This window comes from Pararhodobacter zhoushanensis (genome assembly GCF_025949695.1).
Taxonomy (GTDB): domain Bacteria; phylum Pseudomonadota; class Alphaproteobacteria; order Rhodobacterales; family Rhodobacteraceae; genus Pararhodobacter; species Pararhodobacter zhoushanensis_A.
On record NZ_JAPDFL010000001.1, the window covers coordinates 500,323 to 521,252 of the forward strand.

General features: G+C 65.4%; 25 protein-coding genes and 2 pseudogenes. 19 read left to right on the forward strand and 8 right to left on the reverse strand.

Translation table 11 applies throughout. The annotated features are described in order from the left end of the window. From OKW52_RS02540 to OKW52_RS02605, 14 genes and pseudogenes are all read left to right on the forward strand, one after another. On the forward strand, positions 1 to 789 hold the full coding sequence (locus OKW52_RS02540) for an SDR family oxidoreductase (protein WP_264504320.1): 789 nt from the start codon (positions 1 to 3) through the stop codon (positions 787 to 789). Between the two features lie 18 nt (positions 790 to 807). Further along, the gene (locus tag OKW52_RS02545) at positions 808 to 2,481 is read left to right on the forward strand and encodes a thiamine pyrophosphate-binding protein (RefSeq protein WP_264504321.1); all 1,674 of its coding nucleotides are present in this window, start codon (positions 808 to 810) and stop codon (positions 2,479 to 2,481) included. A gap of 4 nt (positions 2,482 to 2,485) precedes the next feature. Then, the gene (locus tag OKW52_RS02550) at positions 2,486 to 3,277 is read left to right on the forward strand and encodes an aspartate dehydrogenase (RefSeq protein WP_264504322.1); all 792 of its coding nucleotides are present in this window, start codon (positions 2,486 to 2,488) and stop codon (positions 3,275 to 3,277) included. After that, a complete protein-coding gene (locus OKW52_RS02555) occupies positions 3,274 to 4,764 on the forward strand; it encodes an aldehyde dehydrogenase (protein ID WP_264504323.1) in 1,491 nt (496 codons plus the stop codon). The genes OKW52_RS02550 and OKW52_RS02555 overlap by 4 nt, the downstream gene beginning before the upstream one ends. 1 nt (position 4,765) lies before the next feature. After that, positions 4,766 to 5,956: an FAD-dependent oxidoreductase gene (locus OKW52_RS02560; protein ID WP_264504324.1), complete on the forward strand. Its 1,191-nt coding sequence runs from the start codon at positions 4,766 to 4,768 to the stop codon at positions 5,954 to 5,956. Continuing rightward, positions 5,956 to 6,402: a flavodoxin domain-containing protein gene (locus OKW52_RS02565; RefSeq protein ID WP_264504325.1), complete on the forward strand. Its 447-nt coding sequence runs from the start codon at positions 5,956 to 5,958 to the stop codon at positions 6,400 to 6,402. The genes OKW52_RS02560 and OKW52_RS02565 overlap by 1 nt, the downstream gene beginning before the upstream one ends. Continuing rightward, positions 6,402 to 6,998: a pentapeptide repeat-containing protein gene (locus OKW52_RS02570; protein WP_264504326.1), complete on the forward strand. Its 597-nt coding sequence runs from the start codon at positions 6,402 to 6,404 to the stop codon at positions 6,996 to 6,998. Before OKW52_RS02565 ends, OKW52_RS02570 begins: the two co-directional genes overlap by 1 nt. Positions 6,999 to 7,105: 107 nt before the next feature. After that, positions 7,106 to 7,717: a ribonuclease D gene (locus OKW52_RS02575; RefSeq protein WP_264504327.1), complete on the forward strand. Its 612-nt coding sequence runs from the start codon at positions 7,106 to 7,108 to the stop codon at positions 7,715 to 7,717. A 22-nt stretch (positions 7,718 to 7,739) separates the two neighbouring features. After that, positions 7,740 to 8,342 (forward strand): hypothetical protein, encoded by a 603-nt coding sequence (locus OKW52_RS02580; RefSeq protein ID WP_264504328.1) that lies wholly within the window; start codon positions 7,740 to 7,742, stop codon positions 8,340 to 8,342. A 10-nt stretch (positions 8,343 to 8,352) separates the two neighbouring features. Beyond that, positions 8,353 to 8,850, forward strand: coding sequence for an LptA/OstA family protein (locus OKW52_RS02585; RefSeq protein ID WP_264504329.1), 498 nt, complete (start codon positions 8,353 to 8,355; stop codon positions 8,848 to 8,850). Between the two features lie 6 nt (positions 8,851 to 8,856). Continuing rightward, positions 8,857 to 9,597: an LPS export ABC transporter ATP-binding protein gene (lptB, locus tag OKW52_RS02590; RefSeq protein ID WP_264504330.1), complete on the forward strand. Its 741-nt coding sequence runs from the start codon at positions 8,857 to 8,859 to the stop codon at positions 9,595 to 9,597. 24 nt (positions 9,598 to 9,621) lie between these two features. Further along, entirely contained in the window at positions 9,622 to 11,031 is a 1,410-nt protein-coding gene (locus OKW52_RS02595; RefSeq protein ID WP_264504331.1) for an RNA polymerase factor sigma-54, read from the forward strand. Beyond that, a pseudogene (gene hpf, locus OKW52_RS02600) lies at positions 10,971 to 11,538 on the forward strand (ribosome hibernation-promoting factor, HPF/YfiA family). Before OKW52_RS02595 ends, hpf begins: the two are co-directional and overlap by 61 nt. A 69-nt stretch (positions 11,539 to 11,607) precedes the next feature. After that, a pseudogene (locus tag OKW52_RS02605) lies at positions 11,608 to 12,073 on the forward strand (PTS sugar transporter subunit IIA). A 3-nt stretch (positions 12,074 to 12,076) separates the two neighbouring features. Here the strand turns inward: OKW52_RS02605 and OKW52_RS02610 are convergent. From OKW52_RS02610 to OKW52_RS02625, 4 genes are all read right to left on the reverse strand, one after another. Then, positions 12,077 to 12,727 carry an RluA family pseudouridine synthase gene (locus OKW52_RS02610; protein WP_264504332.1) on the reverse strand — a complete coding sequence of 217 codons (651 nt, stop codon included), beginning with the start codon at positions 12,725 to 12,727 and terminating at the stop codon, positions 12,077 to 12,079. A gap of 114 nt (positions 12,728 to 12,841) precedes the next feature. Continuing rightward, positions 12,842 to 13,198 carry a YigZ family protein gene (locus tag OKW52_RS02615; RefSeq protein WP_264504333.1) on the reverse strand — a complete coding sequence of 119 codons (357 nt, stop codon included), beginning with the start codon at positions 13,196 to 13,198 and terminating at the stop codon, positions 12,842 to 12,844. 74 nt (positions 13,199 to 13,272) lie between these two features. Continuing rightward, positions 13,273 to 13,611 carry a DUF2794 domain-containing protein gene (locus OKW52_RS02620; RefSeq protein ID WP_264504334.1) on the reverse strand — a complete coding sequence of 113 codons (339 nt, stop codon included), beginning with the start codon at positions 13,609 to 13,611 and terminating at the stop codon, positions 13,273 to 13,275. 247 nt (positions 13,612 to 13,858) lie between these two features. Next, complete coding sequence (locus tag OKW52_RS02625) at positions 13,859 to 14,191, reverse strand: I78 family peptidase inhibitor (protein WP_264504335.1); 333 nt, start codon at positions 14,189 to 14,191, stop codon at positions 13,859 to 13,861. Between the two features lie 139 nt (positions 14,192 to 14,330). Here OKW52_RS02625 and smpB point away from each other — a divergent pair, with 139 nt between their 5' ends. The 3 genes from smpB (at position 14,331) to fghA (ending at position 16,825) form a co-directional block, all read left to right on the forward strand. After that, positions 14,331 to 14,807, forward strand: a complete 477-nt coding sequence (gene smpB, locus OKW52_RS02630; RefSeq protein ID WP_127106267.1) for an SsrA-binding protein SmpB — start codon at positions 14,331 to 14,333, stop codon at positions 14,805 to 14,807. Positions 14,808 to 14,882: 75 nt separating this feature from the next. After that, complete coding sequence (locus OKW52_RS02635; RefSeq protein WP_264504336.1) at positions 14,883 to 15,992, forward strand: S-(hydroxymethyl)glutathione dehydrogenase/class III alcohol dehydrogenase; 1,110 nt, start codon at positions 14,883 to 14,885, stop codon at positions 15,990 to 15,992. Continuing rightward, the gene (fghA, locus tag OKW52_RS02640; RefSeq protein WP_264504337.1) at positions 15,992 to 16,825 is read left to right on the forward strand and encodes an S-formylglutathione hydrolase; all 834 of its coding nucleotides are present in this window, start codon (positions 15,992 to 15,994) and stop codon (positions 16,823 to 16,825) included. Before OKW52_RS02635 ends, fghA begins: the two co-directional genes overlap by 1 nt. Positions 16,826 to 17,039: 214 nt before the next feature. Here fghA and OKW52_RS02645 read toward each other — a convergent pair whose 3' ends face one another. The 4 genes from OKW52_RS02645 to OKW52_RS02660 all read right to left on the reverse strand — a co-directional run bounded on the left by OKW52_RS02645 (position 17,040) and on the right by OKW52_RS02660 (position 19,514). Continuing rightward, positions 17,040 to 17,639, reverse strand: a complete 600-nt coding sequence (locus tag OKW52_RS02645) for an HD family hydrolase (RefSeq protein WP_264504338.1) — start codon at positions 17,637 to 17,639, stop codon at positions 17,040 to 17,042. A 63-nt stretch (positions 17,640 to 17,702) separates the two neighbouring features. Further along, a complete protein-coding gene (locus OKW52_RS02650; protein WP_264504339.1) occupies positions 17,703 to 18,074 on the reverse strand; it encodes a hypothetical protein in 372 nt (123 codons plus the stop codon). Positions 18,075 to 18,453: 379 nt separating this feature from the next. Further along, positions 18,454 to 18,990 (reverse strand): protein-export chaperone SecB, encoded by a 537-nt coding sequence (secB, locus tag OKW52_RS02655; RefSeq protein ID WP_127106277.1) that lies wholly within the window; start codon positions 18,988 to 18,990, stop codon positions 18,454 to 18,456. Between the two features lie 68 nt (positions 18,991 to 19,058). Continuing rightward, the gene (locus OKW52_RS02660; protein ID WP_264504340.1) at positions 19,059 to 19,514 is read right to left on the reverse strand and encodes an FxsA family protein; all 456 of its coding nucleotides are present in this window, start codon (positions 19,512 to 19,514) and stop codon (positions 19,059 to 19,061) included. A 102-nt stretch (positions 19,515 to 19,616) separates the two neighbouring features. On the opposite strand from OKW52_RS02660, the gene OKW52_RS02665 reads away from it, so the two are divergent. Both OKW52_RS02665 and OKW52_RS02670 read left to right on the forward strand, forming a co-directional pair. Further along, positions 19,617 to 20,282: a Tim44/TimA family putative adaptor protein gene (locus OKW52_RS02665; RefSeq protein ID WP_264504341.1), complete on the forward strand. Its 666-nt coding sequence runs from the start codon at positions 19,617 to 19,619 to the stop codon at positions 20,280 to 20,282. Positions 20,283 to 20,303: 21 nt separating this feature from the next. Then, positions 20,304 to 20,930, forward strand: coding sequence for a Smr/MutS family protein (locus OKW52_RS02670; protein WP_264504342.1), 627 nt, complete (start codon positions 20,304 to 20,306; stop codon positions 20,928 to 20,930).

Sequence of the window (20,930 nt, forward strand, 5' to 3'; positions counted from 1 at the left end):
ATGACCAAACCGTTTGAAGGACAGGTTGCCGTCGTCACCGGCGGTTCCTCAGGGATCGGGCTGGCCACGGTGCGGCTGCTGCTGGAACAGGGCGCGAAAGTGGCGTTCTGTGCGCGCGGCGAGGGGCGTCTGGCCGATGTCGCCGCCGTGCTGGAACGCGATTTCGGCGCGGACCGCATCCTGTGGCAGGCGTTTTCGGTGCTGGATGCCGACGCGGTCAACGCCTTTGCGGCGGCGGTTCAGGCCAGATTCGGCACCTGCGATCTGTTGGTGAACAACGCCGGTCAAGGCCGGGTCAGCACGTTCGAGACCACCTCGGATGACCACTGGCGCGCGGAATATGACCTCAAGCTGTTCAGCCAGATCAACCCGACCCGCGCCTTTCTGCCGATGCTCAAGGCGTCGAACGGGGCCATCGTCGCGGTCAACTCGCTGCTCGCTTACCAGCCTGAGAAACACATGGTCTGCACGGCGTCCGCCCGCGCCGGGGTGCAGAGCCTGCTGAAATCGCTGAGCATCGAATTCGCCCCGCATGTGCGCGTCAACTCGGTGCTGATCGGGCTGATCGGCTCGGGCCAATGGACCCGCCGCTTTGCCGAGCGCCCCGACCAATCCGTCAGCCGCGAGGTCTGGTACGCCGATCTCGCGCGCAACAAGGGCATCCCCTTGGGCCGCCTGGGCGACGCCAGCGAAGCCGCTGCCGCCATCGCTTTCCTCGGCTCTCGGGCCGCCAGTTATATCACCGGGGCCCAGCTTGAAGTCTCGGGCGGCCTGTCGCGCCATATTTGAGTACCAAGGATCATGGACATGAAACTCGAACCCATTGCCCAGACGGAAACCGTTGGCGACTTCATCGCGCGCTATCTGGCCGAGATTGGCGTGACCACGATGTTCGGCGTGATCTCGATTCACAACATGCCAATTCTGGACGCGGTCGCGCGGCAGGGCGTCATCCGCTTTGTGCCAGCGCGCGGTGAGTCCGGTGCGATGAGCATGGCCGACGCCTGGGCGCGGGTGTCGGGCGAGATGGGCGTGGTGATCACCTCGACCGGGACCGCTGCGGGCAACGCCGCTGGTGCGCAGGTTGAGGCGCTGACGGCAGGCACGCCGCTGTTGCACATCACCGCGACCGTCGATCTGGGCTTTGCCGACCGCGACCGCGCGCCGATCCATGACGTGCCGCGCCAGCCCGATATGCTCAAAGGGATCTCCAAGGCCTATTACCGCCTGTGGAGCGCGGATTCCGCCATCGGCACCCTGACCGCTGCGGTTTCGGCGGCGATCAGCGCGCCCACCGGCCCGGTGACGCTGGAAATCCCGGTCGATGTGCAGCGCGCCAAGGCCGCCGGGGCCACCCGCATCTTCAAGCCGCAGCCGCAGCGCCCCCAAGCCAGCGACGACGCCGTGGCCGCACTGGCCGCCCTGCTGATCGAGGCCAAGCGCCCGATCCTGTGGCTGGGCGGCGGCGCCTGTCACGCCAGCGCCGAGGCGACCGAACTGGTGCGCCGGGGCTGCGCCGTGGTCACCTCGACCAACGGGCGCGCCACGGTATCCGAGCAGAACCCGGCCAATCTGGGTGCTTTCAACATGACGCCCGAAGCGCAGGCGCTCTATGCCTCGTCCGATCTGATGATCGTCGTCGGCTCGCGCCTGCGCGGCAATGAGACGCTGAATAACGCGATGCGCTTGCCGCGCCCGCTGGCGCAGATCGACGCCGAGGCATCACAAGGCGGTCGCAACTACCCGGTCGAGCTGTTCGTCCACGGCGATTCCGCCGACACGCTGCGCCGCCTGCTGGCGCTGCTGCCTGAGAAACTGGACGTCGATCCGCAACTGGGCTTTGACGTCGCCACCGCCCGCGCCACGGCTGAGGGCCGCCTGCGCGCGCAGATGGGGCCGTATCAGGTGGTCGCGGACGCGCTGCTGGAACGTGTCGCACCGGGTCGTCATGCGTGGGTGCGCGACGTGACGATTTCGAACTCGACCTTCGGCAACCGCTACGTCGGCTTTGCCGAACCGCGCCACGGCGTTCACGCGCTGGGTGGCGGCATCGGTCAGGGCGTGGCGATGGGCGTCGGGGCCGCGCTGGCCAGCGATGGGCCCAAGGCGATCACGCTTCTGGGCGACGGCGGCACGCAGCTGGGCATCGCCGAGATGATCACCGCCGTGCAGGAAAACGCGCCGGTGGTGTTCTTGCTGATGAACGATCAGGCGTATGGCGTGATCAAGAACATCCAGGACGCGCAATACGACAGCCGCTATCACTATTCGGCGCTGCAAACGCCTGATTTCAAAGCGCATTGCGCCTCGATCAACCTGCCGCATACGCTCGTCTCCGATGTAAACGACTTCGCTGCCGCACTGGATGCCGCCCTTGCTGCCCCCGGCCCGCGCCTGATCGAGGTGGACATGATCGCGATTGGCCCGTTTGGCGAGACTTTCTCAGGCCCGCCCGCAGGCGCTGCCGGTAACAAGGTCTGAGCGCATGCATCTGGGTCTGATCGGATACGGCAACATCACCCGCGCGCTGCTGGACGTGCTGGCGCGTGAGGGGGCGATGCCCGCGCGCCTCACCGTCCTGCTGCGCCCCGCACAGGCTGAAGCAGCGCGCGCGGCGGGGGTTGAGGTGGTCACCGACACCGACGCCCTGCTGGCCGCGTGCCCCGATCTGATCGTCGAATGCGCCGGGCATTCGGCAGTGGCGGGGACTGTGGTGCCGGCGCTCAAGGCCGGGATCGAGTGCGTTGTCGTGTCGATTGGCGCGCTGGCGGATGCCGATCTGCACGACACGGTGCGTGCGGCGGCCAAGACCGGGCACACGCGCATCGTGCTGCCTGCCGGCGCGATTGGCGGGGTGGATCTGTTGGCGGCGCTGAAACCCTCGGGGATCAGTTCGGTCGTCTATACCTCGCGCAAGCCGCCGCTGGCGTGGAAGGGCACGCCCGCCGAGGCGTTGCTTGATCTGCCCGCGCTGACTGAACCGGCGACCTTCTTCACCGGCACCGCGCGCGAGGCGGCGCTGCGCTACCCCAAGAACGCCAATGTCGCCGCCACGCTGGCGCTGGCGGGTCTGGGGTTTGAAGCGACGCAGGTGCAGATGGTGGCCGACCCCACGGTAGGCCAGAACATCCACGAATACCGCGTCACCTCAGGGGCGGCGGATTACGCGATACGGATCGAGGGCAAGCCCTCGCCCGACAACCCCAAGACCTCGCTCGCCACGGTGTATTCGGTGGCGCGCGAGGTGATGAACCGGCTGAACGAGGTGGCGATATGACCCATGATTTGCCCGACGGGCGGCTGTTTATCGGCGGCGAATGGGAAACCGGCACCGGGGCCGAGATCACCTCGATCTTTCCCGCCGATGGTTCGGTCAACCGCGTGCTCAAAGGGGCCAGCCGTGCGGATGGTGAGCGGGCGATTGCGCGGGCGCTCAAGGCGCAGGCGGACCCGGCGTGGCGCGGCCTGAAACCGCATGAGCGCGCGCGGTATCTGCACCGGATCGCTGACGGCATTGACGCCAATGCCCAGCGCATCGCGTTCATCCAGACCCGCGATACCGGCAAGACCCTGCGCGAAACCTCGGCGCTGGTGGCCAGCGCGGCGGCGACGTTCCGCTACATGGCGGCAGCGTTAGAGACGCTTGACGACAGCCTGACCAGCCCGCGCGGCGATTACCTGACGATGTCGGTGCATGAACCGCTGGGTCTGGTCGCCGCGATCACGCCGTGGAATTCGCCCATCGCGTCGGATGCGCAAAAGGTCGCCCCGGCGCTGGCTGCGGGCAATGCGGTGCTGCTGAAACCCGCCAGCTGGTCGCCGCTGGTGTCGCTGGAACTGGCGCGGATTGTCGAGGAGGCGGGCCTGCCCAAGGGCCTGTTCTCGGTCCTGCCCGGCGCGGGGCGTGAGATCGGCAATCTGCTGGTCGAACATCCCGCGATCGCCAAGGTCAGCTTCACCGGCGGCACCTCGACCGGCCGCACCCTGGCCCGGCAGGCCGCTGAAAAGCTGATGCCGGTGTCGCTGGAGCTGGGCGGCAAATCGCCCACCATCGTTTTTGCGGATGCCGATCAGGAGCTGGCCGTGGCCGGGATCCTGTTCGGGGTGTTCTCGTCTTCGGGCCAGAGCTGTATCGCGGGCTCACGCCTGTTCGTGCAGCGGGCGATCTATGACCAGTTCGTCACCCGGCTGGTCGCCGCGACCAAGGCGCTGGTCGTTGGCGATCCGCTGGACCCGGCGACTCAGGTCGCGCCGTTGGTGCATCCTGACCACCGCTCTGCCGTCGCTGCGCATGTCGCGCAGGCGGTGGCAGACGGGGCGACGGTGCTCTGCGGCGGCTTTGCGCCCGAGGGCGGGATTTACGATGCGGGCAGCTACTACATGCCCACGATCCTGTCCAATGTGACCAACACCGACCGCATCTGCCGCGAGGAAGTGTTCGGCCCCGTGCTGGTCGTCCTGCCCTTTGACGAGGAGGCGGACGTGATCGCACAGGGCAATGACAATGATTATGGGCTTGCCTGCGGCCTCTGGACGCGCGATTTCCCCCGCGCGTACCGCGTCGCGCGGGCGATCACCACGGGGACGGTCTGGATCAACACCTACAAGCAATTCTCGATCTCGACGCCCTTTGGCGGGGAAAAGGATGCTGGAATGGGGCGCGAAAAGGGACGCGAGGGGATCCGCGCCTATATGGCGCAAAAGTCGCTGTATGTGGATTTGACGGGCCGCCCGCACCCCTGGGCACGCCTGCAGGAGGGCTGAGATGGTGTCGATTGCAATCCTTGGGACCGGCCCGTCGGGCTGCTTTACCGCGCAGGCGCTGGTCAAGGCGCTGCCCGACGCGCGCATCGACATGATCGACGCGCTGCCGGTTCCCTATGGGTTGATCCGCTACGGCGTGGCGGCGGACCATCAGGGCACCAAGGCAGTGATCCGCCAGTTCGAGCGGCTGTTCGAACGCAGCGATGTGCGGTTTTTCGGCAATGTCAGGGTCGGATCCGACATCGCGCTGGATGACCTGACCGGGATGTATGACGCCGTGGTCATGGCTTTTGGCCTGCGCACGGACCGCAGCCTTGGCATTCCGGGTGAGGGGCTGGCCGGGGTCTATGGCTCGGGTCAGGTGACCGGCGCGTGGAACGATATGCCGGGCGTGGCGCCTGCGCAGATCGGCAAGCGGGTGGTGGTGATCGGCAACGGCAATGTCGCCGTCGATCTGATCCGCGTGCTGGCCAAGGGGCCCGAGGAATTCCACGGTTCCGACCTGTCGCAGGCCCATACGCAGGCGCTGATGGCGGCGGGGGTTGAGCGGATCGACGTTGTGGGCCGCTCGCCCGCTGATCAGGCCAAGTTCGACCCGGTGATGCTGCGCGAACTGGGGCGGCTGACGCAGGCCCGCATCTCGGTTCAGGGTGCCCAGGGTGAGGGCAAGCTGATCGAGGCGCTGCAAGGCATCGACGGCCACGCGCCCGAGGGTGCGACGCGCGAAATCGCCTTTCACTTCGGCTGGACGCCTGAGGCGCTGGAGGGCACCGCGCACGTCACCGCCGCACGCTTCAAGCGCGCAGCCGAGCACCTTACCCTGCCCTGCGATACCGTGCTCACCGCCATCGGTTTCACCGGCGACACGCCCGCCACCGACGACGCGGGCGCGGTCAGCCCCGGCCTTTACGCGACCGGCTGGTATCGCCGGGGTCCGCGCGGCACGATCCCCGAAAACCGCGCCGATGCGCAACAGGTTGCCGCGCGCATCGTTGCTGACCTCGCCGGGACCGCAAGCACCAAAGCGGGCCGCGATGCGCTGACCGCGCGCATCCCGCAAGCCGTGACCTATGCGCAATGGCAGGCCATCGACGCCGCCGAGCGCGCCGCCTGCCCCGCCGACCGCTGCCGCCAAAAGCTGACCACCACCGAACAGATGCTGGCGACCGCGCGCCAGACAGGAGACCTCTGATGCAGATCGCCCTTCTCTACGGCACCGAAACCGGCAATGCTGAAATGCTGGCCGAAGACATCGCCGCGCACCTGTCGGACCACGACGCCAGCGTGACCAACCTGTCCGACTTCCACCCCGCCGATTTCGACACGGACACGTTCTATATTGTCGTCTGCTCGACCTATGGCGACGGCGAACTGCCCGCCTCGGCCCAGCCCTTTGCCGCGAAGATGGAGGCGCAGAAGCCCTCGCTGGACGGTATCCGCTTTGCCGTCTTTGGCATGGGTGACAGCGAATACCCCGAAACCTTCAACTTCGGCGGCAAGCGGATGGAAGAGCTGCTGGCCGGTGCCGGGGCCGAACTGGTCGGCGAGCGCGTGACGCATAATGCCTCGGGCGATGACATGGCCGATGATCTGGCGCTGCCTTGGGTTGACGACATCATCGCCATGGCGGACGCGTGATGCAGGCCGCGCAGGTCCGCGACGCGCTGCAACGCCCGTGGAAACACGGCGAGGCGCTGGAGCTGGCAGGGCTGACCCTGACCGAGCCGCTGGATCTGCGCGGGCTGACGCTGTGCGGCGTCGATTTCACCGGCGCGCGGTTCGAGAGCGGCGTACTGGCCGCAGGCGCGGTGTTCGAGGGGTTGAGCTGGTTCACCGGCGCGTCCTTTGCCAGCGCCGATTTCTCGGGCGCGCTGTTCACCAATGACGCGCGCTTTGACCGGGTGCGGATCGACGGCCCTGCCCGCTTCGATCACGCCGAGTTCCGCGGCACCGCCGGGTTCCGCGCTGCCCGCTTCACCCAAAGCGCCGACCTGTCCGCCGCGATCTGCTACGGCAATGCCGATCTGGCCGAGGCGCGGTTTGACGGCCCGACCACGCTGGTCGGAACCGAATTTCTGGGCGGGCTCTGGGCGCAAGACACACTTCTGCCCGCCGACGCTGACCTGTCAGGCACCGAGGTGCATGGCCGTCTCTGGCTGCGCGGCGCACGGATCGGCAATGCCAAACTGTCCGACCGCGCCTTTGGCATGGCGTTCGGCTACACGTTTTACTGAAGGAAAACGGCCCCCGGCACGCAGCGTTTCACGGGTTAGGCTCTGTTCAACAGGGCCTTGGCCCGGTATTGGAGCCTCAACCGCACGCGACAAAGCCCGAGGACACCATGGCCATTACCCTCTACCAGAACGATCTGCCCGATGGTCTGGATCTTGGCCCGGTGGTGGCCATCGACTGCGAAACAATGGGCCTGATCCCGCACCGTGACCGGCTGTGTCTGGTGCAGCTGTCGGGTGGCGACGGGAACGCCTGTCTGGTGCAGATCAGTCAGGATCAGACCGAAGCGCCGAACCTGACAAAGCTGCTGGCCGATCCGCAGGTGATCAAACTCTTCCACTATGGTCGCTTCGACATCGCAGTGATGTACCACCGCTTCGGCGTTCTGGCCGCGCCCGTCTGGTGCACCAAGATCGCCTCGAAACTGGTGCGCACCTATACCGACCGGCACGGGCTGAAGAACCTGCTGACGGAACTGCTGAACGTCGACATCTCGAAACTGCAGCAGTCCAGCGACTGGGGCGCGGAAAAGATCACCCCGGCGCAGCGCGATTATGCCGCGTCGGATGTGCTGTACCTGCACAAGCTGAAAGCCGGGCTTGAGGTCATGCTGGAACGCGAAGGCCGCACCGAGGTCGCGCAGGCGTGCTTCGATTTCCTGCCGCACCGCGCCAAGCTGGACTTGATGGGCTGGCCCGACATGGACATCTTCTCGCACTGACATGACGATTGCCGAGCACAGCATGGGCCGACCGGGACACAGCAGGGTGGTGGGCATCCTGAAGGTGGTTTTGCCGCTGACCGCGCTGATCCTGTTGTCGCTGGTGTTCATGCTGGCGCGGACGATTGACCCGACCGCTGCCATCTCGAACGCCGAGATCGACGTCGAGGACCGCGCCCGCGATCCGCGCCTGTCGGGTGCGCATTTCGCCGGCGTCACCGACGATGGCGCGGCGCTGACCATCATCACGCAGACCGCCCGCTCGGACCCCAACGCCACAATGCGGCTTGAGGTCACCGGGCTGCACCTGCAGCTTGAGGGACGCGAGGGCGAGACGCTGACGGCCAGCGCCACCAACGGCACCATCGACCGCGGACGCGGCACCTTTGACATGACCGGCGGGCTGGAACTGACCGCGACGCCCGGCTACGATCTGACGGCACAAAGCATGGTCGGACTGCTGGATTCCACCCGTGTCACCATTCCCGGCCCGGTCAGCGGCACCGCTCCGGCAGGCGAGATTACCGCCGGTTCCATGGAGATGCGGGTCGATTCCGGGGATGGTGCGGGTTATCTGCTTGTTTTCGGGGGCGGTGTGCGGTTGAACTATCAGCCTGACAATTGAGGACTCTCAAATGCCGCGTCTCTTGCTCCGCCTGATCACCGTGTTGCTGTTCGCCGCCTCTCCGGTGCTGGCGCAGCAGGGGGTGCAGATCAGCTTTGGTCAGTCCCTGCAACTGGAAGGGACCGCGCTGGAAGTGACGGCAGACGATCTCAGCGTCGACCAGACGACCGGTGCTACCGAATTCACCGGCAATGTCGTGGCCGAACAGGGCGATCTGCACATCTCGGCTCAATCGCTGCGGCTGGTCTATACTCAAGGCACACAGACCGGCAGCCAGCGGATCGCGCGGCTGGTGGCGTCCGGCGGGGTGACGATGGCCACACCGACCGAAGCGTTGGAAGCCCGGGAAGCGGTCTATGACATGGATGCGCAAACGCTGGAAATGACCGGCAGCGTGATGCTGGTGCAGGGCGCCAACATGCTGTCGGGCGAACGCTTTGTTGCCGATCTGCGCTCGGGCTCGGGTCGCATGATGGGCCGTGTGCGCACCATCATCCGGATGGAATGACACCTTATGAGTTCTGCCGAACCGCTGGCCGACGGCCTGCGCATCCAGGGGCTGCGCAAAAGTTACAAGCGTCGCCCGATCCTCAAGGGCATTGATCTCGACCTGCGCCGCGGCGAGGTTGTCGCGCTGCTGGGGCCGAACGGCTCGGGCAAGGCGACGTGCTTTTACTGCGTCGCCGGGCTGGTCCCGGCGGACGGCGGGCGCGTCAGCATCGACGGTATCGACGTGACCGGCTGGCCGATGTACCGCCGCGCACGCATGGGCATCGGCTACCTGCCGCAAGAGATGTCGATCTTTCGCGGATTGTCGGTCGAAGACAACATCAAGGCCATTCTGGAAATCGCCGAGCCTGATCGCGGCACGCGTGAGGCCCGGCTGGAAGAACTGCTGTCCGAATTCCACATCGAAGGCCTGCGCAAATCCCCCGCGCTGGCCCTGTCGGGTGGCGAACGGCGGCGGGCCGAGATCGCGCGCTGTCTGGCCTCGAACCCGGCCTTCGTGCTGCTCGATGAACCGTTTGCGGGCGTTGACCCCATTGCCGTGGGCGACATCCGCGCGCTGGTCGGCGATCTGACCGCACGGGGTATCGGCGTGCTGATCACCGATCACAACGTGCGCGAAACGCTTGAGATCGTGGACAGGGCCTATATCCTTCACGACGGGACCGTGCTGATGACCGGCACGCCCGAAGAGGTGGTGGCCAATGAAGACGTGCGCCGCGTCTATCTGGGTGACAGCTTCCGCTAATTTCCGGGGGCAAAACCCGTGGGCATGAGCCCGCGGCTTGAGCTGCGTCTTGAGCAGCGCCTCGCCCTGACGCCCGAGCTGCGCACCCGGCTGGCCATCCTGCGCATGTCGCCGTCCGAACTGGCCGACGAACTGGCGCGCGAAGCCGGGCGCAATCCCTTCCTGCTGGTCGAAAGCCGTAGCGCCGGGCAGGCGGTGACCTTGTCGGTCGAAGACCGCCAGACCGCCCACGCCGCCCCCTTTCAGGACGACCTGCGCCGCCAGATCGGGCGCATGGTGCTGCCAGAGCGTATCGCTGCCATGGCGCTTTTGCTGATCTCGGAGCTGGGGCCGGACGGGTTGCTGGACACCGACCTTGCCACGCTGGCCGAGGAATACGCGCTGGACGAGGACGAACTGGCCGAGGCCCTCACCGCGCTGCAACGCTGCGAGCCTGCCGGTATCGGGGCGCGCACGGTGGGTGAGGCGCTGGCGCTGCAACTGATCGACAAGGGGTTGAGCACCGATCAGGCAGCGGCGACGGTCGGGCAGCTGGCCGCCTTTGCCCGTCAGGACTGGAAAAGCATCGCCACCGCCCTGGGCCTGTCGCAAAGCGAGGCGCGGGACCGCGCCGACCTGTTGCGCAGTCTCACCGCGCATCCGATCCACGACGATGGCCGGGACGCGGCAACGATCCTGTCGCCCGACCTGAAACTGCTGCGCAAAGCGGGCGAGATCAGCGTTGTGCCGGTTGATTCGAATCGCCCGGTGGCGACGCTGGATCACGCCATGGTTCGCAAGGCCGAGACCGAAAACTTCGCACCCGAGCTGCTGGCCCGAGCCCGCGCGATGCTGGCGGCGCTGGAGCAGCGCGGCAAGACGCTGGCCCGGATCGGCACATGGCTGGCGCAAACGCAGGCGGGGTTCTTTGATCACGGACCGCTGGCGATGGTTCCCGCCACACAACAGGATCTGGCCGCCGAACTGGGCCTGCATCCGTCAACGGTCAGCCGGGCCCTTGCTGGCAAGGCGATTGACGTGGACGGAAGGCTCTGGCCGCTGAGCATTTTCTTCTCGGCCACGCTGCAAAGCGCTGGCGGCCCGGTGTCAGCCCGCGCGGTGCAACGTCAGATCGCCGAGCTGATCGCCGCCGAGCCCGCGGGCAGGCCGCTGTCGGACGACGCGATCACTAGAATGTTGCATGATCGAGGCGTTGACATCGCCCGTAGAACTGTCGCCAAATACAGACAAGGCCTGCGAATTCCCCGTCCTCGACGCGGCGCAGACTGGCCGCTTCAAAACGCGGGGGATGAGTACGCAACGACAGGCCGAGCTGGCGGAAACGCCCGGTGCCGTGTTGGCTCAGGGGTGTCCGTCGTAAGAAGGAGAGGCCCATGCGGTACCAGATCAGTGGAAAACAGATCGATGTTGGCGAGGCGCTCCAGTCGCATGTGAAAAGCGAACTGGGCAACGTGATGGAGAAATACTCCCAGCGGCCGACCGACGCGAATATCGTGTTTTCCCGTGAAGGCCACACCCATGTCTGCAGAATCAACCGTGCACTTGTCGACCGGTCTCACGGCTCAGGCCAAGGGTCAGGCCAACGACATCTACGCTGCCTTTGATGCCTGTTGCGAGCGCATGGACAAGCAGTTGCGCCGTTACAAGCGGCGTCTGAAGGACCACCACCGCGATCGGGTTGCCCCTGTTGAATTCGGTGAGGGTTCCTCGTATATCCTCGCTTCTGACGAAGGGTCGGATGCGGATGAGCCCGATACACTGCAACCCATGATCATCGCCGAGATGGAAGCGCGTATTCCGTCGATCTCGGCCGGTGAAGCGGTGATGCAGATGGAGCTTGCCCATTCACCAGTTCTGGTGTTCCGCAACGAGCGTCACGGGGGGATCAATGTGGTCTACCGGCGCGAAGATGGGAATGTCGGCTGGATTGACCCGCAATAATTCGGTTCGGCCCCCTGCGCAGCGCGCGCGGGGGCCAGACCTATCGGATAGACGGAGCAGGAGCACTGCATGGAATTGGCTGATCTGTTGACGCCCGGGGCAATCCGGGTCTGCAACGCTGTGAAAAGCAAGAAACGCCTGTTCCAGGATCTCGCTGAAATCGCTGCGGCCGCCCACGGGATCGACGAGATCGATCGCTATCGACGCGTTGCAGGAACGCGAAAGCCTTGGACCGACCGGGGTTGGCCATGGTGTCGCCCTGCCCCACGCCCGCATCGACAGCATCGAACGCGTGCGCGGGATCTTCATCCGTCTGGACCGCCCGCTTGACTATGGCTCGGTCGACCGCGCGCCCGTCGATCTGGTGTTTGCGCTGTTCGCGCCCCGCGATGCCGGGGTTGAGCATCTGAAAGCGCTGGCGCTGGTCTCGCGCACGCTGCGCGACCCTTCGGTCTGCGCCAAGCTGCGCGCCAACGAAGACCCCGACAAACTGTTCGCCATCCTGACCGAGACCGCCGACAGCAAGGCCGCCTGAGGCCTAGAACGGCGCGGTTGACCGAAAGGTCATCTGCGCCCCCGTGCGCGGGTGGCGCAGCCGCAGCTCTTCGGCATGCAGCATCAGGCGCGGGTAGTTTAGCGCCGCGCCCGTCGCATAGAGCGGATCGCCCAGAATAGGGTGCCCCATCGCCAGCATATGAACGCGCAACTGGTGGCTGCGCCCGGTCAGCGGCTTCAACGCCATGCGCGTGGTGTCACCGTCATGGCGCAGCACGCGCCAGTCCGTCTGCGACGGCCGCCCGTTCACCGGATCGACCATCTGGCGCGGCCGGTTGGGCCAGTCCACACCCAGCGGCAGATCGACCTGGCCTTTTTGCTCTTCCGGGTGCCCTTGCACGCGGGCGATATACCGCTTCTGCGTCTTGCGCTCTTCGAACTGCCGGCCCAGATGCGCCTGCGCCTGTTGCGTCAACGCAAAGATGATCACACCCGAGGTGTCCAGATCCAGCCGATGCACGAGCAGCACTTCGGGATACTCTTCCCGCAGGCGCGCGATCAGGCAATCCGCCCGATCCTCACCCCGACCGGGGACAGACAGCAGACCAGAGTCCTTATCCGCCACCAGCAGATCGTCATCCAGATGCAGGATACGCGGGGCTCCCGGCGGCGGGGCATAGATGAATTCGCTCATACCCTTGCGGATAGACCTGTGCGCAGGGTCAGTCCAGCGGAACTGCTGGGGACAGCCCTTTCCAATCCACTCACCCGGTCAGCAGCTTTCCGGGACACGCGCCTATGGTCGCGTTCAGGATCGGCCCAGATCGTCCAGATACAGACGCACCGCGTCTTGTACATGGCGGAAACGATCGCCGCCCAGATGCTTGCCGCCATACCAGCGCGTGACCACGATGATATGGTCGCGCAGCCCTTCGCGCTCGAGCATGCGCACGATCACCATGCCCGCGCCGGCCTCGCCGTCGTCGTTCTTCAGCGGTGCGTCGGCGGTCAGCAAGGCCCAGGAGTGATGCGTCGCCTTGGCGAATTTCTTTTTGCGGCACAATTCCTTGATGAACGCCTTCGCCTCATCCTCACAGGTGCACGGACCGCCCGACACCGCATATTTCGACCCGCGGTCGCTGATGACATTCTCAAGGATGCGCATGGTTCAGGCTTAGGCTGCTGCACCAACAGGGGCAAGCCTGAGGGCGGTCATGGCCAAAAGACACGCCGCGGCGATCAGTCCAGCGTGCGGATGAGTTTGCGTTCCAGCGGGGCCAGAACGCTGCGCAGGGTGCTGCCGCGTTTCAGCACCTGTCCGTCGGCACCGATCAGCGCATAGAGCTGCTGGCGCTGGCGCAGGGCCGGAATCTTTTCGACGCGGTAGAGCGGGTTTTCGGCGGCACGCCGAAAGATGCAGAACACAGCCCGGTCGCGCAGCGCCGAAATGCCGTAATCGCGCCACTCACCGGCAGCGACGAACCGACCATAGACCGAGAGGATCTGACCCAGCTCGAACCGATCGTAGCTCACCTGCTCGGTGTAAGACGGCGCAGCGCCGAAATTTTGCACATTCATGGGAAAAATCGTGTCTCTCGCCCGTCGAGAAATCAAGCCTTACACCGGAGATGCGGCAAAATTTTCGGACTTCTCACCGTCTTTGCCCCGTTCTGCCCGCGAATCGCCATGATCCTGCTCGATACCTCACGCCATCGCATGAATGTACCGGGCCTCGTTGGGCCCCCACCCGACGGGAACAAACCCCGGCAAAGCGAAGGACCGGGTGCTGCAAGGCACCCGGTCCGGCTTTATTGCGGCTGACAGTTTATCCGCAGCTAAGCGACACCACGCGCCGACGCGTTTCGCGATCAACCGTCACGTTCAGGCGTTGTGGGTTGTGGTCCATCGTCACCGGGTCGCCCTGACCGATAACCCGCACCGGTCCGGGGGCCGGGAAAGGTTGCGGCGCGACGCTGCCGACAAAGTGCTGCAAACTGTTCGCGCCACAGGTATCCGACGGGTCGGTGCTGATCGGCGCGACCGGCGGTGTGACGCGCGGCGGCTCGGCCATGGGCGGCGACAGGGGCGGCACGTCAGGCACAACCGGCTCCATCGGAGGGGCGGGCCGGTAATACGGGCCCGATGACAGTGGCGGCATCGGCTCGCATGCTGCAAGCAATGCAATGCCGGCAAGGGCTAGGATGGGTCTCATAAACGGACATTCCTCCTGGGTAGGTGGGCAGCGCCAGACGGCGCCACCACTGGACAGGCTCTAATCAAACCAATAGATCGCGAGAATGGCCCAGAAAAAGCACGATCCCAACAGCAAAGTGATCGCCGAGAACCGGCGTGCCCGCTTCGATTACTTCATCGAGAACGATCTCGAATGCGGAATCGTTCTGTACGGGTCCGAAGTGAAATCGCTGCGCCAGGGCGGTGCCAACATCGCCGAAAGCTATGCAACGGTGGAAAACGGCGAGTTGTGGCTGATCAACTCGGCCATCGCCCCCTACCTGCAGGCAAAGACCTGGGGCCATGAAGAACGCCGCAAACGCAAGCTGCTGGTCAGCCGCAAAGAGCTGTCCCGTCTGTGGGCGGCAACCGCGAAAGACGGCATGACGCTGGTGCCGATGGTCATGTACTTCAATGACAAGGGCCGCGTGAAGATCAAGATCGGCGTCGGCAAGGGCAAGAAGCTGACCGACAAACGCGAGACCTCGGCCAAGCGCGACTGGGACCGCCAGAAGCGCCGGTTGCTCAAAGAGCACGGCTGACACTTCGGGTTACCGATTGCATCCAGACTGCCCGCCGGGCAAATTGGCGCAAACGTTCTGACCTGGAGCTTACCGATGAAAACCCGCGCCGCTGTTGCCTTTGAGGCGAAGAAACCGCTCGAAATCGTTGAACTGGACCTCGAAGGCCCCAAAGCGGGCGAAGTCCTGGTCGAGATCATGGCGACCGGCATCTGCCACACCGACGCCTACACGCTGGACGGTCTGGACAGCGAGGGGATCTTCCCGTCGGTGCTGGGCCATGAGGGTGCCGGCATCGTGCGCGAAGTCGGCGCGGGGGTCACATCGGTGAAGCCGGGCGACCACGTCATCCCGCTCTACACCCCCGAATGCCGCCAGTGCAAAAGCTGCCTGAGCGGCAAGACCAATCTGTGCACCGCGATCCGCGCGACGCAGGGCAAGGGTGTCATGCCCGATGGCACCACGCGTTTCAGCTACAAGGGTCAGCCGATCTATCATTACATGGGCTGCTCGACCTTCTCCAACTTCACCGTTCTGCCCGAAATCGCCGTCGCCAAGATCCGTGACGACGCCCCTTTCGACAAGGCCTGCTACATCGGCTGCGGCGTCACCACCGGCGTTGGGGCGGTGATCAATTCGGCCAAGGTCGAACCGGGCGCGAATGTCGTGGTCTTCGGGCTGGGCGGCATCGGCCTGAACGTCATTCAGGGTGCGCGGATGGTCGGGGCCGACAAGATCATCGGCGTCGACATCAATGACGACAAAGCCCAGTGGGGCAAGATGTTCGGCATGACCCATTTCGTGAACCCCACCAAGATCGACGGCGATATCGTCAGCCATCTGGTCGCGCTGACCGACGGCGGCGCGGATTACACGTTCGACTGCACCGGCAACACCACCGTGATGCGTCAAGCGCTTGAAGCCTGCCACCGCGGCTGGGGCGTCTCGACCGTGATCGGCGTGGCCGAGGCGGGGAAAGAAATCGCCACCCGGCCGTTCCAGCTGGTCACCGGGCGGGTCTGGCAAGGTTCGGCCTTCGGTGGCGCGCGCGGGCGGACCGATGTGCCGAAAATCGTCGATTGGTACATGAACAAGAAGATCGAAATCGACCCGATGATCACCCACACGCTGACGCTGGAAGAGATCAACAAGGGCTTCGATTTGATGCACGCCGGCCAGTCGATCCGCTCGGTCGTGGTGTTCTGATGGAACGCATCAACCGCTGGCGCTCTCACGGCGGCTGGCAGGAAGTCTGGCGCCATGACAGCGCCGAGACCGGCACACCGATGGAGTTCTCGATCTTCCTGCCCGATGGCGACGGGCCGATGCCGGTGCTCTGGTTCCTGTCGGGGCTGACCTGCTCCTGGGCGAATGTCACCGAAAAGGGCGAGTTCCGCGCGGCCTGCGCCGAGCACGGGGTGATCCTGATCGCCCCCGACACCTCGCCGCGCGGCGACGGCGTGCCGGATGATCCCGAGGGCGCCTATGACTTCGGTCTGGGTGCCGGGTTCTATGTCGACGCGACAGAGCAGCCCTGGGCCACGAACTACCGCATGCGCAGCTATATCGAGACGGAACTGCCCGCGCTGGTAGCCGCGCATTTCCCGGTCGACATGGCAAGGCAAGGGATCACCGGGCACTCGATGGGCGGGCATGGCGCGCTGACCATCGGGTTGCGCACCCCGGAACGCTTCCGCTCGGTCAGCGCCATCGCTCCGATCTGTGCACCCAGCGACTGCCCTTGGGGGCGCAAGGCGCTGGGGCAATACCTTGGGCCAGATCGTGCGGCCTGGGCAGACTACGACGCCTGCCGCCTGATCGACGCGGGCGCCCGGCTGCCGGCGCTGAAGGTGGATCAGGGCGCGGCGGACGGGTTTCTGGAGACCCAGTTGATGCCCGAGCGGCTGAAGGCTGCCTGCGACGCTGCGAGCCAACCGCTGGAACTGACGATGCATGAGGGGTACGATCACTCGTACTACTTCATCTCCAGCGTCCTGCCCGCCCAGATCGCCTGGCACGCGCAGTACCTGAACAGCTGAGGATTCGCGCCCTGGCGACACGGGTCAGGGGGCCTTGCCCCCCTCTTCGGCTGACGCCGAATTCACCCCCCAGGATATTTAAGGACAGATGATAAGGTTCCGTTAACCATGCGTCATTTTCTGTCTCTAAATATCCACGGGGGTTTCCAAAGGGGGCGCGTGCGCCTCCTTTGGCGGGGGAGCGCGAGGGGCGAGGAGCCCCTCGCTTTGCCCGTCACGCTTGCGCATCGATTTCGGCCAGAAGCTGTGCGTGCCGCGCGATATAGTCAGCGCGCACCTCGCGCGGGGGACGTGGCGTGATGGTGATACCGGCGATCTCAGGCGTGGGGCGGCCAAAAAAGCGGTCGGCTTCGGTTCGGGTGAAGCCCGCGATCTGTGTGGCCTCCAGCCAGGCGCTGAGCGTATCGGCCTTTTTGATCAGCGTTTTCACGGATTTGGGCAGGATCGCCGGCAAGCCAAATCGCAAGTGGATCGCAGCGGTCAGCCGCGTGTCCAAGGCGCCATAGCTGGGCCCGACGGCCGCTTTGACCGGCGAGATCATATCGCCGATAACGTACTCCGGCGCGTCATGCAGCAAGGCCGCCAGGCGCCAGCGCAGCTTGAAGCGGGGGTCCAGCCGACCGGCAAGTGTTTCCACCAGCAGCGAGTGTTCGGCCACGGAATAGGGCCAGTCACCCGTCGTCTGCCCGTTCCATCGCGCGACAAAGGCCAGGCCATGCGCGATATCTTCCAGCTCGATATCCATCGGTGTGGGGTCGAGCAGATCCAGCCTGCGCCCCGAGAGCATCCGTTGCCAGGCCCGTGGCTGTTTCATCGCTATCCCCGTCTGTGGTGCCAGTTCGCAGATAGCGAATGCTGCCCAAGGGGTAAAGGCGACTCACGCCGTCATCCAACCGGGAACCAGAACAGCGATGGCGAGTGCCACAAGCAGGCCGATCACCGCAATCCACAGGCCGGTGCGTGAGTGCCGGGCGGGCGGAGCGCGGTGCACGACGGGTGCATGTTTGGCTGCCTCGAATGCGATGGCGAGGGGGTCGTCATCTTCGTCGGCTTCATCAGTCCAGGCTTCGGCGGACAGGATCGAGGGCGGTTTACGCCCTTTGGGCACGTCAGCGGCGCTTTCCCCATCCGCGCGTATGGTGGCTGCATAGGCCACCCGAACCGCCGGTTCCGTGCCCACCCCTTCGACCGAGGCCATCAGTCCGTCAATGTCGATGCGTCGCACCCGCCCGTCGGGGCTGCGATCCACGGCGCTGTGTGTTTCTGCAGGGGCCGGTGTTGCAGCGCCATCAGGAGGCGGCACGTCGTCCGCCATGGTGGCAGCCGCTTTGCGGCGCGCGCTGCGCAGGCAGGGCCAGCGCCCCGTCAAGGCAGGGCGACGCGCCGGTGGGCGCGGCACAGGGTTGAGATTGCGCAAGATGCCCACCCGCGTCTGACGGTCCTGCCGCGATAACCGTGCGGGCGCGGGTTGATCAAGGTCAGGCGGATGCATGCTGGCCACGTCCAACACCCCTTGCCGGTCAAAACGGTTGTTCTGCCGCCGATCCTGCCGAGAACTTCTTAACAATTCGCAAAAGAAAACGGCCGGACCCAAGGTCCGGCCGCCAAATCCGTTGGGCAACAGCCGATCAGGACGCCAGCGGCGCGCCCGGCTGTCCAGCCTGGCCTTGCTGACGTTGCAGCTGCTGGCGGTACATGCCCATGAAATCGATCATGTCCAGGTTCAGCGGCGGGAAGCCGCCATCGCGGGTGGCGTCGGAGATGATACGGCGCGCGAAGGGGAACACGATGCGCGGGCACTCGATCAGCAGGAACGGGTGCAGCTGGTCGGCGGGCAGCCCGTCGATCAGGAAGATGCCGCCGTATTCCAGCTCGATCAGATACAGGGTCTGACCGGTTTCCTTGTTCTTCGACTCGACCTTGTACTTCGAGATCACCTCGTAATGCCCGTCAGTCTCACGCTTTTTGGCGTCGAGGCTGACCTGCACCTGAATGTCGGGCTGGCCCGGAGGCAGCACGCCATTGCCGCGCACGATCACGTTCTCGAACGACAGGTCGCGCACGAATTGCGCCAGAACCTGAAACTTCACCTGCGGTTGGGCCCCGTTTTGGGCGCCGTTCGGCGCAGCCGGTTGCGGCGCGGCGCCGTTGCCATTCTCGGCCATGAAACTCTCCTGTTTTCGCTAGGTCTTGTGTTGGTTGCGACGGGTTCTAGCAGGTGAAACCCTGCGCCTCAATGGCGCTGGTCGTCGATCCGGCGATCAGGGTCCAGCGGGTCGCGGCCCGGCTCGCGCACGGTAAACTCGCCCTCGACCACGTCATCGGTGCGGTACACATGCGCCGTCGACACGGTTGCCTTGGCCCCGATCGCCCGCACCACGGCGCGTTGCAGGGCCGGGATCAGCAGGGCAAGCCCCAGAACATCGGTCAGAAAGCCCGGCAGGATCAGCAACAACCCGGCAAAGGCGCGAAACGCCCCCTGCGCCAGAAACGTGCCCGGCTCTATCCGCAGGCCGCCCTGCATCATCGCCACCGCGCGGGCCTGTTGACCGCGCAGGATGGACGCGCCCAGCAGTGCGGACAACAAGATGAGCGCAAGTGTCGCACCGACCCCGATCTGACCGCCGATGGCAATGAAAAGCGCGATTTCGATCAACGGCAGAGCGATGAACAGCAGCAAGATGGGCACGAGGCGATTTCCCTTTCGGCGTGATGGTGGACTTAGGCGACAACGCACCCTACATAAGCAACACTCGTTTGAAACCAAGGCTGCCGTCTGCCCGAGGACATTATGGATTCCGCTGTGATACAACTTCTGGTTCTCGCTGGCATTGCGATTTTCCTCATTGTGAAGCTACGCAATGTGCTGGGCACGCGCGACGGGCATGAACGCCCGGCAGCGCCGATCCCGGGCGCGGCGACGCCTGCGCGTCAACGTGCTGGCTTTGAGGTCATCGAAGGCGGCGAAGATCACGATATCACCGACCACGCTCCTGCGGGTTCGGAGACCGCTGTCGCGCTGGCGGCGATGAAACGGATCGAGCCTGACTTTAACGTGACCGAGTTTCTGGGCGGGGCACGCGGGGCCTATGAGATGATCCTCATGGGGTTCGAGCGGGGCTCGATGGACGATCTGGTGCCGTTCCTGTCCCGTGACGTGTTCGAAAGCTTCGACGAGGTTGTGCAGCTGCGCGAACGCGAGGGTCTGCAGGTCGAGGCGACCTTTGTCGGCGTGCGCGAGATTGCGCTGTCGAGCGCAAGGTTCAACGCTGACACGCGCGAAGCCGAAGTGAGCGTGCGCTTTATCGGTGAGCTGACCAGCGTGGTCCGCGACCGTGAGGGCAAGATCGTTGAAGGCGACGCGAACACCGTGAAGCAGGAACGCGACACCTGGACCTTTGCCCGCGTCATGGGTTCGGACAACCCGAACTGGCGGCTTGTCGCCACCGACGACTGATCCCGACAGCGAGGCCCGCGCATGGCTCGCCGCCGCCTGACAGACGACGAGCGTGCGCTGTGGCAGCGCGTGGCGCGTAGCGCGCGTCAGATGCGACCGGAACCTGCGCCCGAGACGCGCGCAGGCCCGGTTCCTGACGCAAAGCCCGCCTTCCCCGAACCGGCCCGCCCGGTCGGGGCCAGCCGCCCGCTGCCCATGCCGCAGGTGATCAAACGCCCCGGCATCAGCACCCCGACCCCCACCATCAAACTGGACCTTGCCGAAACCGTCAGCGAAAGGCTGGCGCGCGAGCCTGTGCGCATGGACCGCAACCTGCACCGCACCATGACGCGCGGCAAGATGGAGCCCGAGGCGCGCATCGACCTGCACGGCATGACCGTGACGCAGGCGCATGGCGCGCTGATCGGCTTTATCCTGTCGGCCCACCAGCGCGGGCTGCGGCTGGTGCTGGTCATCACCGGCAAGGGCCGCAAGAAGGGTGGGGATCACGTCGCGCCGATGCCGGTACGCGCCGGGGTGCTGAAACACGAGGTGCCGCACTGGCTGCGCTCGGCACCGCTGGGGCCGATGGTCATGGAACTGCGCGAGTCGCACCGCAGCCACGGTGGCAGCGGCGCCTATTACGTCTATCTGCGCAAACGTCGCTGA

Excerpts from the sequence above, each read along its gene's own strand:
- OKW52_RS02540 (WP_264504320.1), top strand. The coding sequence starts at position 1 with ATGACCAAACCGTTTGAAGGACAGGTTGCCGTCGTCACCGGCGGTTCC.
- secB (WP_127106277.1), bottom strand. The coding sequence starts at position 18,990 with ATGGCCGAGAATGGCAACGGCGCCGCGCCGCAACCGGCTGCGCCGAAC.
- OKW52_RS02635 (WP_264504336.1), top strand. The coding sequence starts at position 14,883 with ATGAAAACCCGCGCCGCTGTTGCCTTTGAGGCGAAGAAACCGCTCGAA.
- OKW52_RS02555 (WP_264504323.1), top strand. The coding sequence starts at position 3,274 with ATGACCCATGATTTGCCCGACGGGCGGCTGTTTATCGGCGGCGAATGG.
- OKW52_RS02625 (WP_264504335.1), bottom strand. The coding sequence starts at position 14,191 with ATGCCGCCACTGTCATCGGGCCCGTATTACCGGCCCGCCCCTCCGATG.
- OKW52_RS02575 (WP_264504327.1), top strand. The coding sequence starts at position 7,106 with ATGGCCATTACCCTCTACCAGAACGATCTGCCCGATGGTCTGGATCTT.
- OKW52_RS02595 (WP_264504331.1), top strand. The coding sequence starts at position 9,622 with ATGAGCCCGCGGCTTGAGCTGCGTCTTGAGCAGCGCCTCGCCCTGACG.
- OKW52_RS02570 (WP_264504326.1), top strand. The coding sequence starts at position 6,402 with ATGCAGGCCGCGCAGGTCCGCGACGCGCTGCAACGCCCGTGGAAACAC.
- OKW52_RS02545 (WP_264504321.1), top strand. The coding sequence starts at position 808 with ATGAAACTCGAACCCATTGCCCAGACGGAAACCGTTGGCGACTTCATC.
- OKW52_RS02560 (WP_264504324.1), top strand. The coding sequence starts at position 4,766 with ATGGTGTCGATTGCAATCCTTGGGACCGGCCCGTCGGGCTGCTTTACC.
- OKW52_RS02585 (WP_264504329.1), top strand. The coding sequence starts at position 8,353 with ATGCCGCGTCTCTTGCTCCGCCTGATCACCGTGTTGCTGTTCGCCGCC.
- OKW52_RS02615 (WP_264504333.1), bottom strand. The coding sequence starts at position 13,198 with ATGCGCATCCTTGAGAATGTCATCAGCGACCGCGGGTCGAAATATGCG.
- fghA (WP_264504337.1), top strand. The coding sequence starts at position 15,992 with ATGGAACGCATCAACCGCTGGCGCTCTCACGGCGGCTGGCAGGAAGTC.
- OKW52_RS02670 (WP_264504342.1), top strand. The coding sequence starts at position 20,304 with ATGGCTCGCCGCCGCCTGACAGACGACGAGCGTGCGCTGTGGCAGCGC.
- OKW52_RS02550 (WP_264504322.1), top strand. The coding sequence starts at position 2,486 with ATGCATCTGGGTCTGATCGGATACGGCAACATCACCCGCGCGCTGCTG.
- lptB (WP_264504330.1), top strand. The coding sequence starts at position 8,857 with ATGAGTTCTGCCGAACCGCTGGCCGACGGCCTGCGCATCCAGGGGCTG.
- OKW52_RS02565 (WP_264504325.1), top strand. The coding sequence starts at position 5,956 with ATGCAGATCGCCCTTCTCTACGGCACCGAAACCGGCAATGCTGAAATG.
- OKW52_RS02665 (WP_264504341.1), top strand. The coding sequence starts at position 19,617 with ATGGATTCCGCTGTGATACAACTTCTGGTTCTCGCTGGCATTGCGATT.
- smpB (WP_127106267.1), top strand. The coding sequence starts at position 14,331 with ATGGCCCAGAAAAAGCACGATCCCAACAGCAAAGTGATCGCCGAGAAC.
- OKW52_RS02610 (WP_264504332.1), bottom strand. The coding sequence starts at position 12,727 with ATGAGCGAATTCATCTATGCCCCGCCGCCGGGAGCCCCGCGTATCCTG.
- OKW52_RS02580 (WP_264504328.1), top strand. The coding sequence starts at position 7,740 with ATGGGCCGACCGGGACACAGCAGGGTGGTGGGCATCCTGAAGGTGGTT.
- OKW52_RS02645 (WP_264504338.1), bottom strand. The coding sequence starts at position 17,639 with ATGAAACAGCCACGGGCCTGGCAACGGATGCTCTCGGGGCGCAGGCTG.
- OKW52_RS02620 (WP_264504334.1), bottom strand. The coding sequence starts at position 13,611 with ATGAATGTGCAAAATTTCGGCGCTGCGCCGTCTTACACCGAGCAGGTG.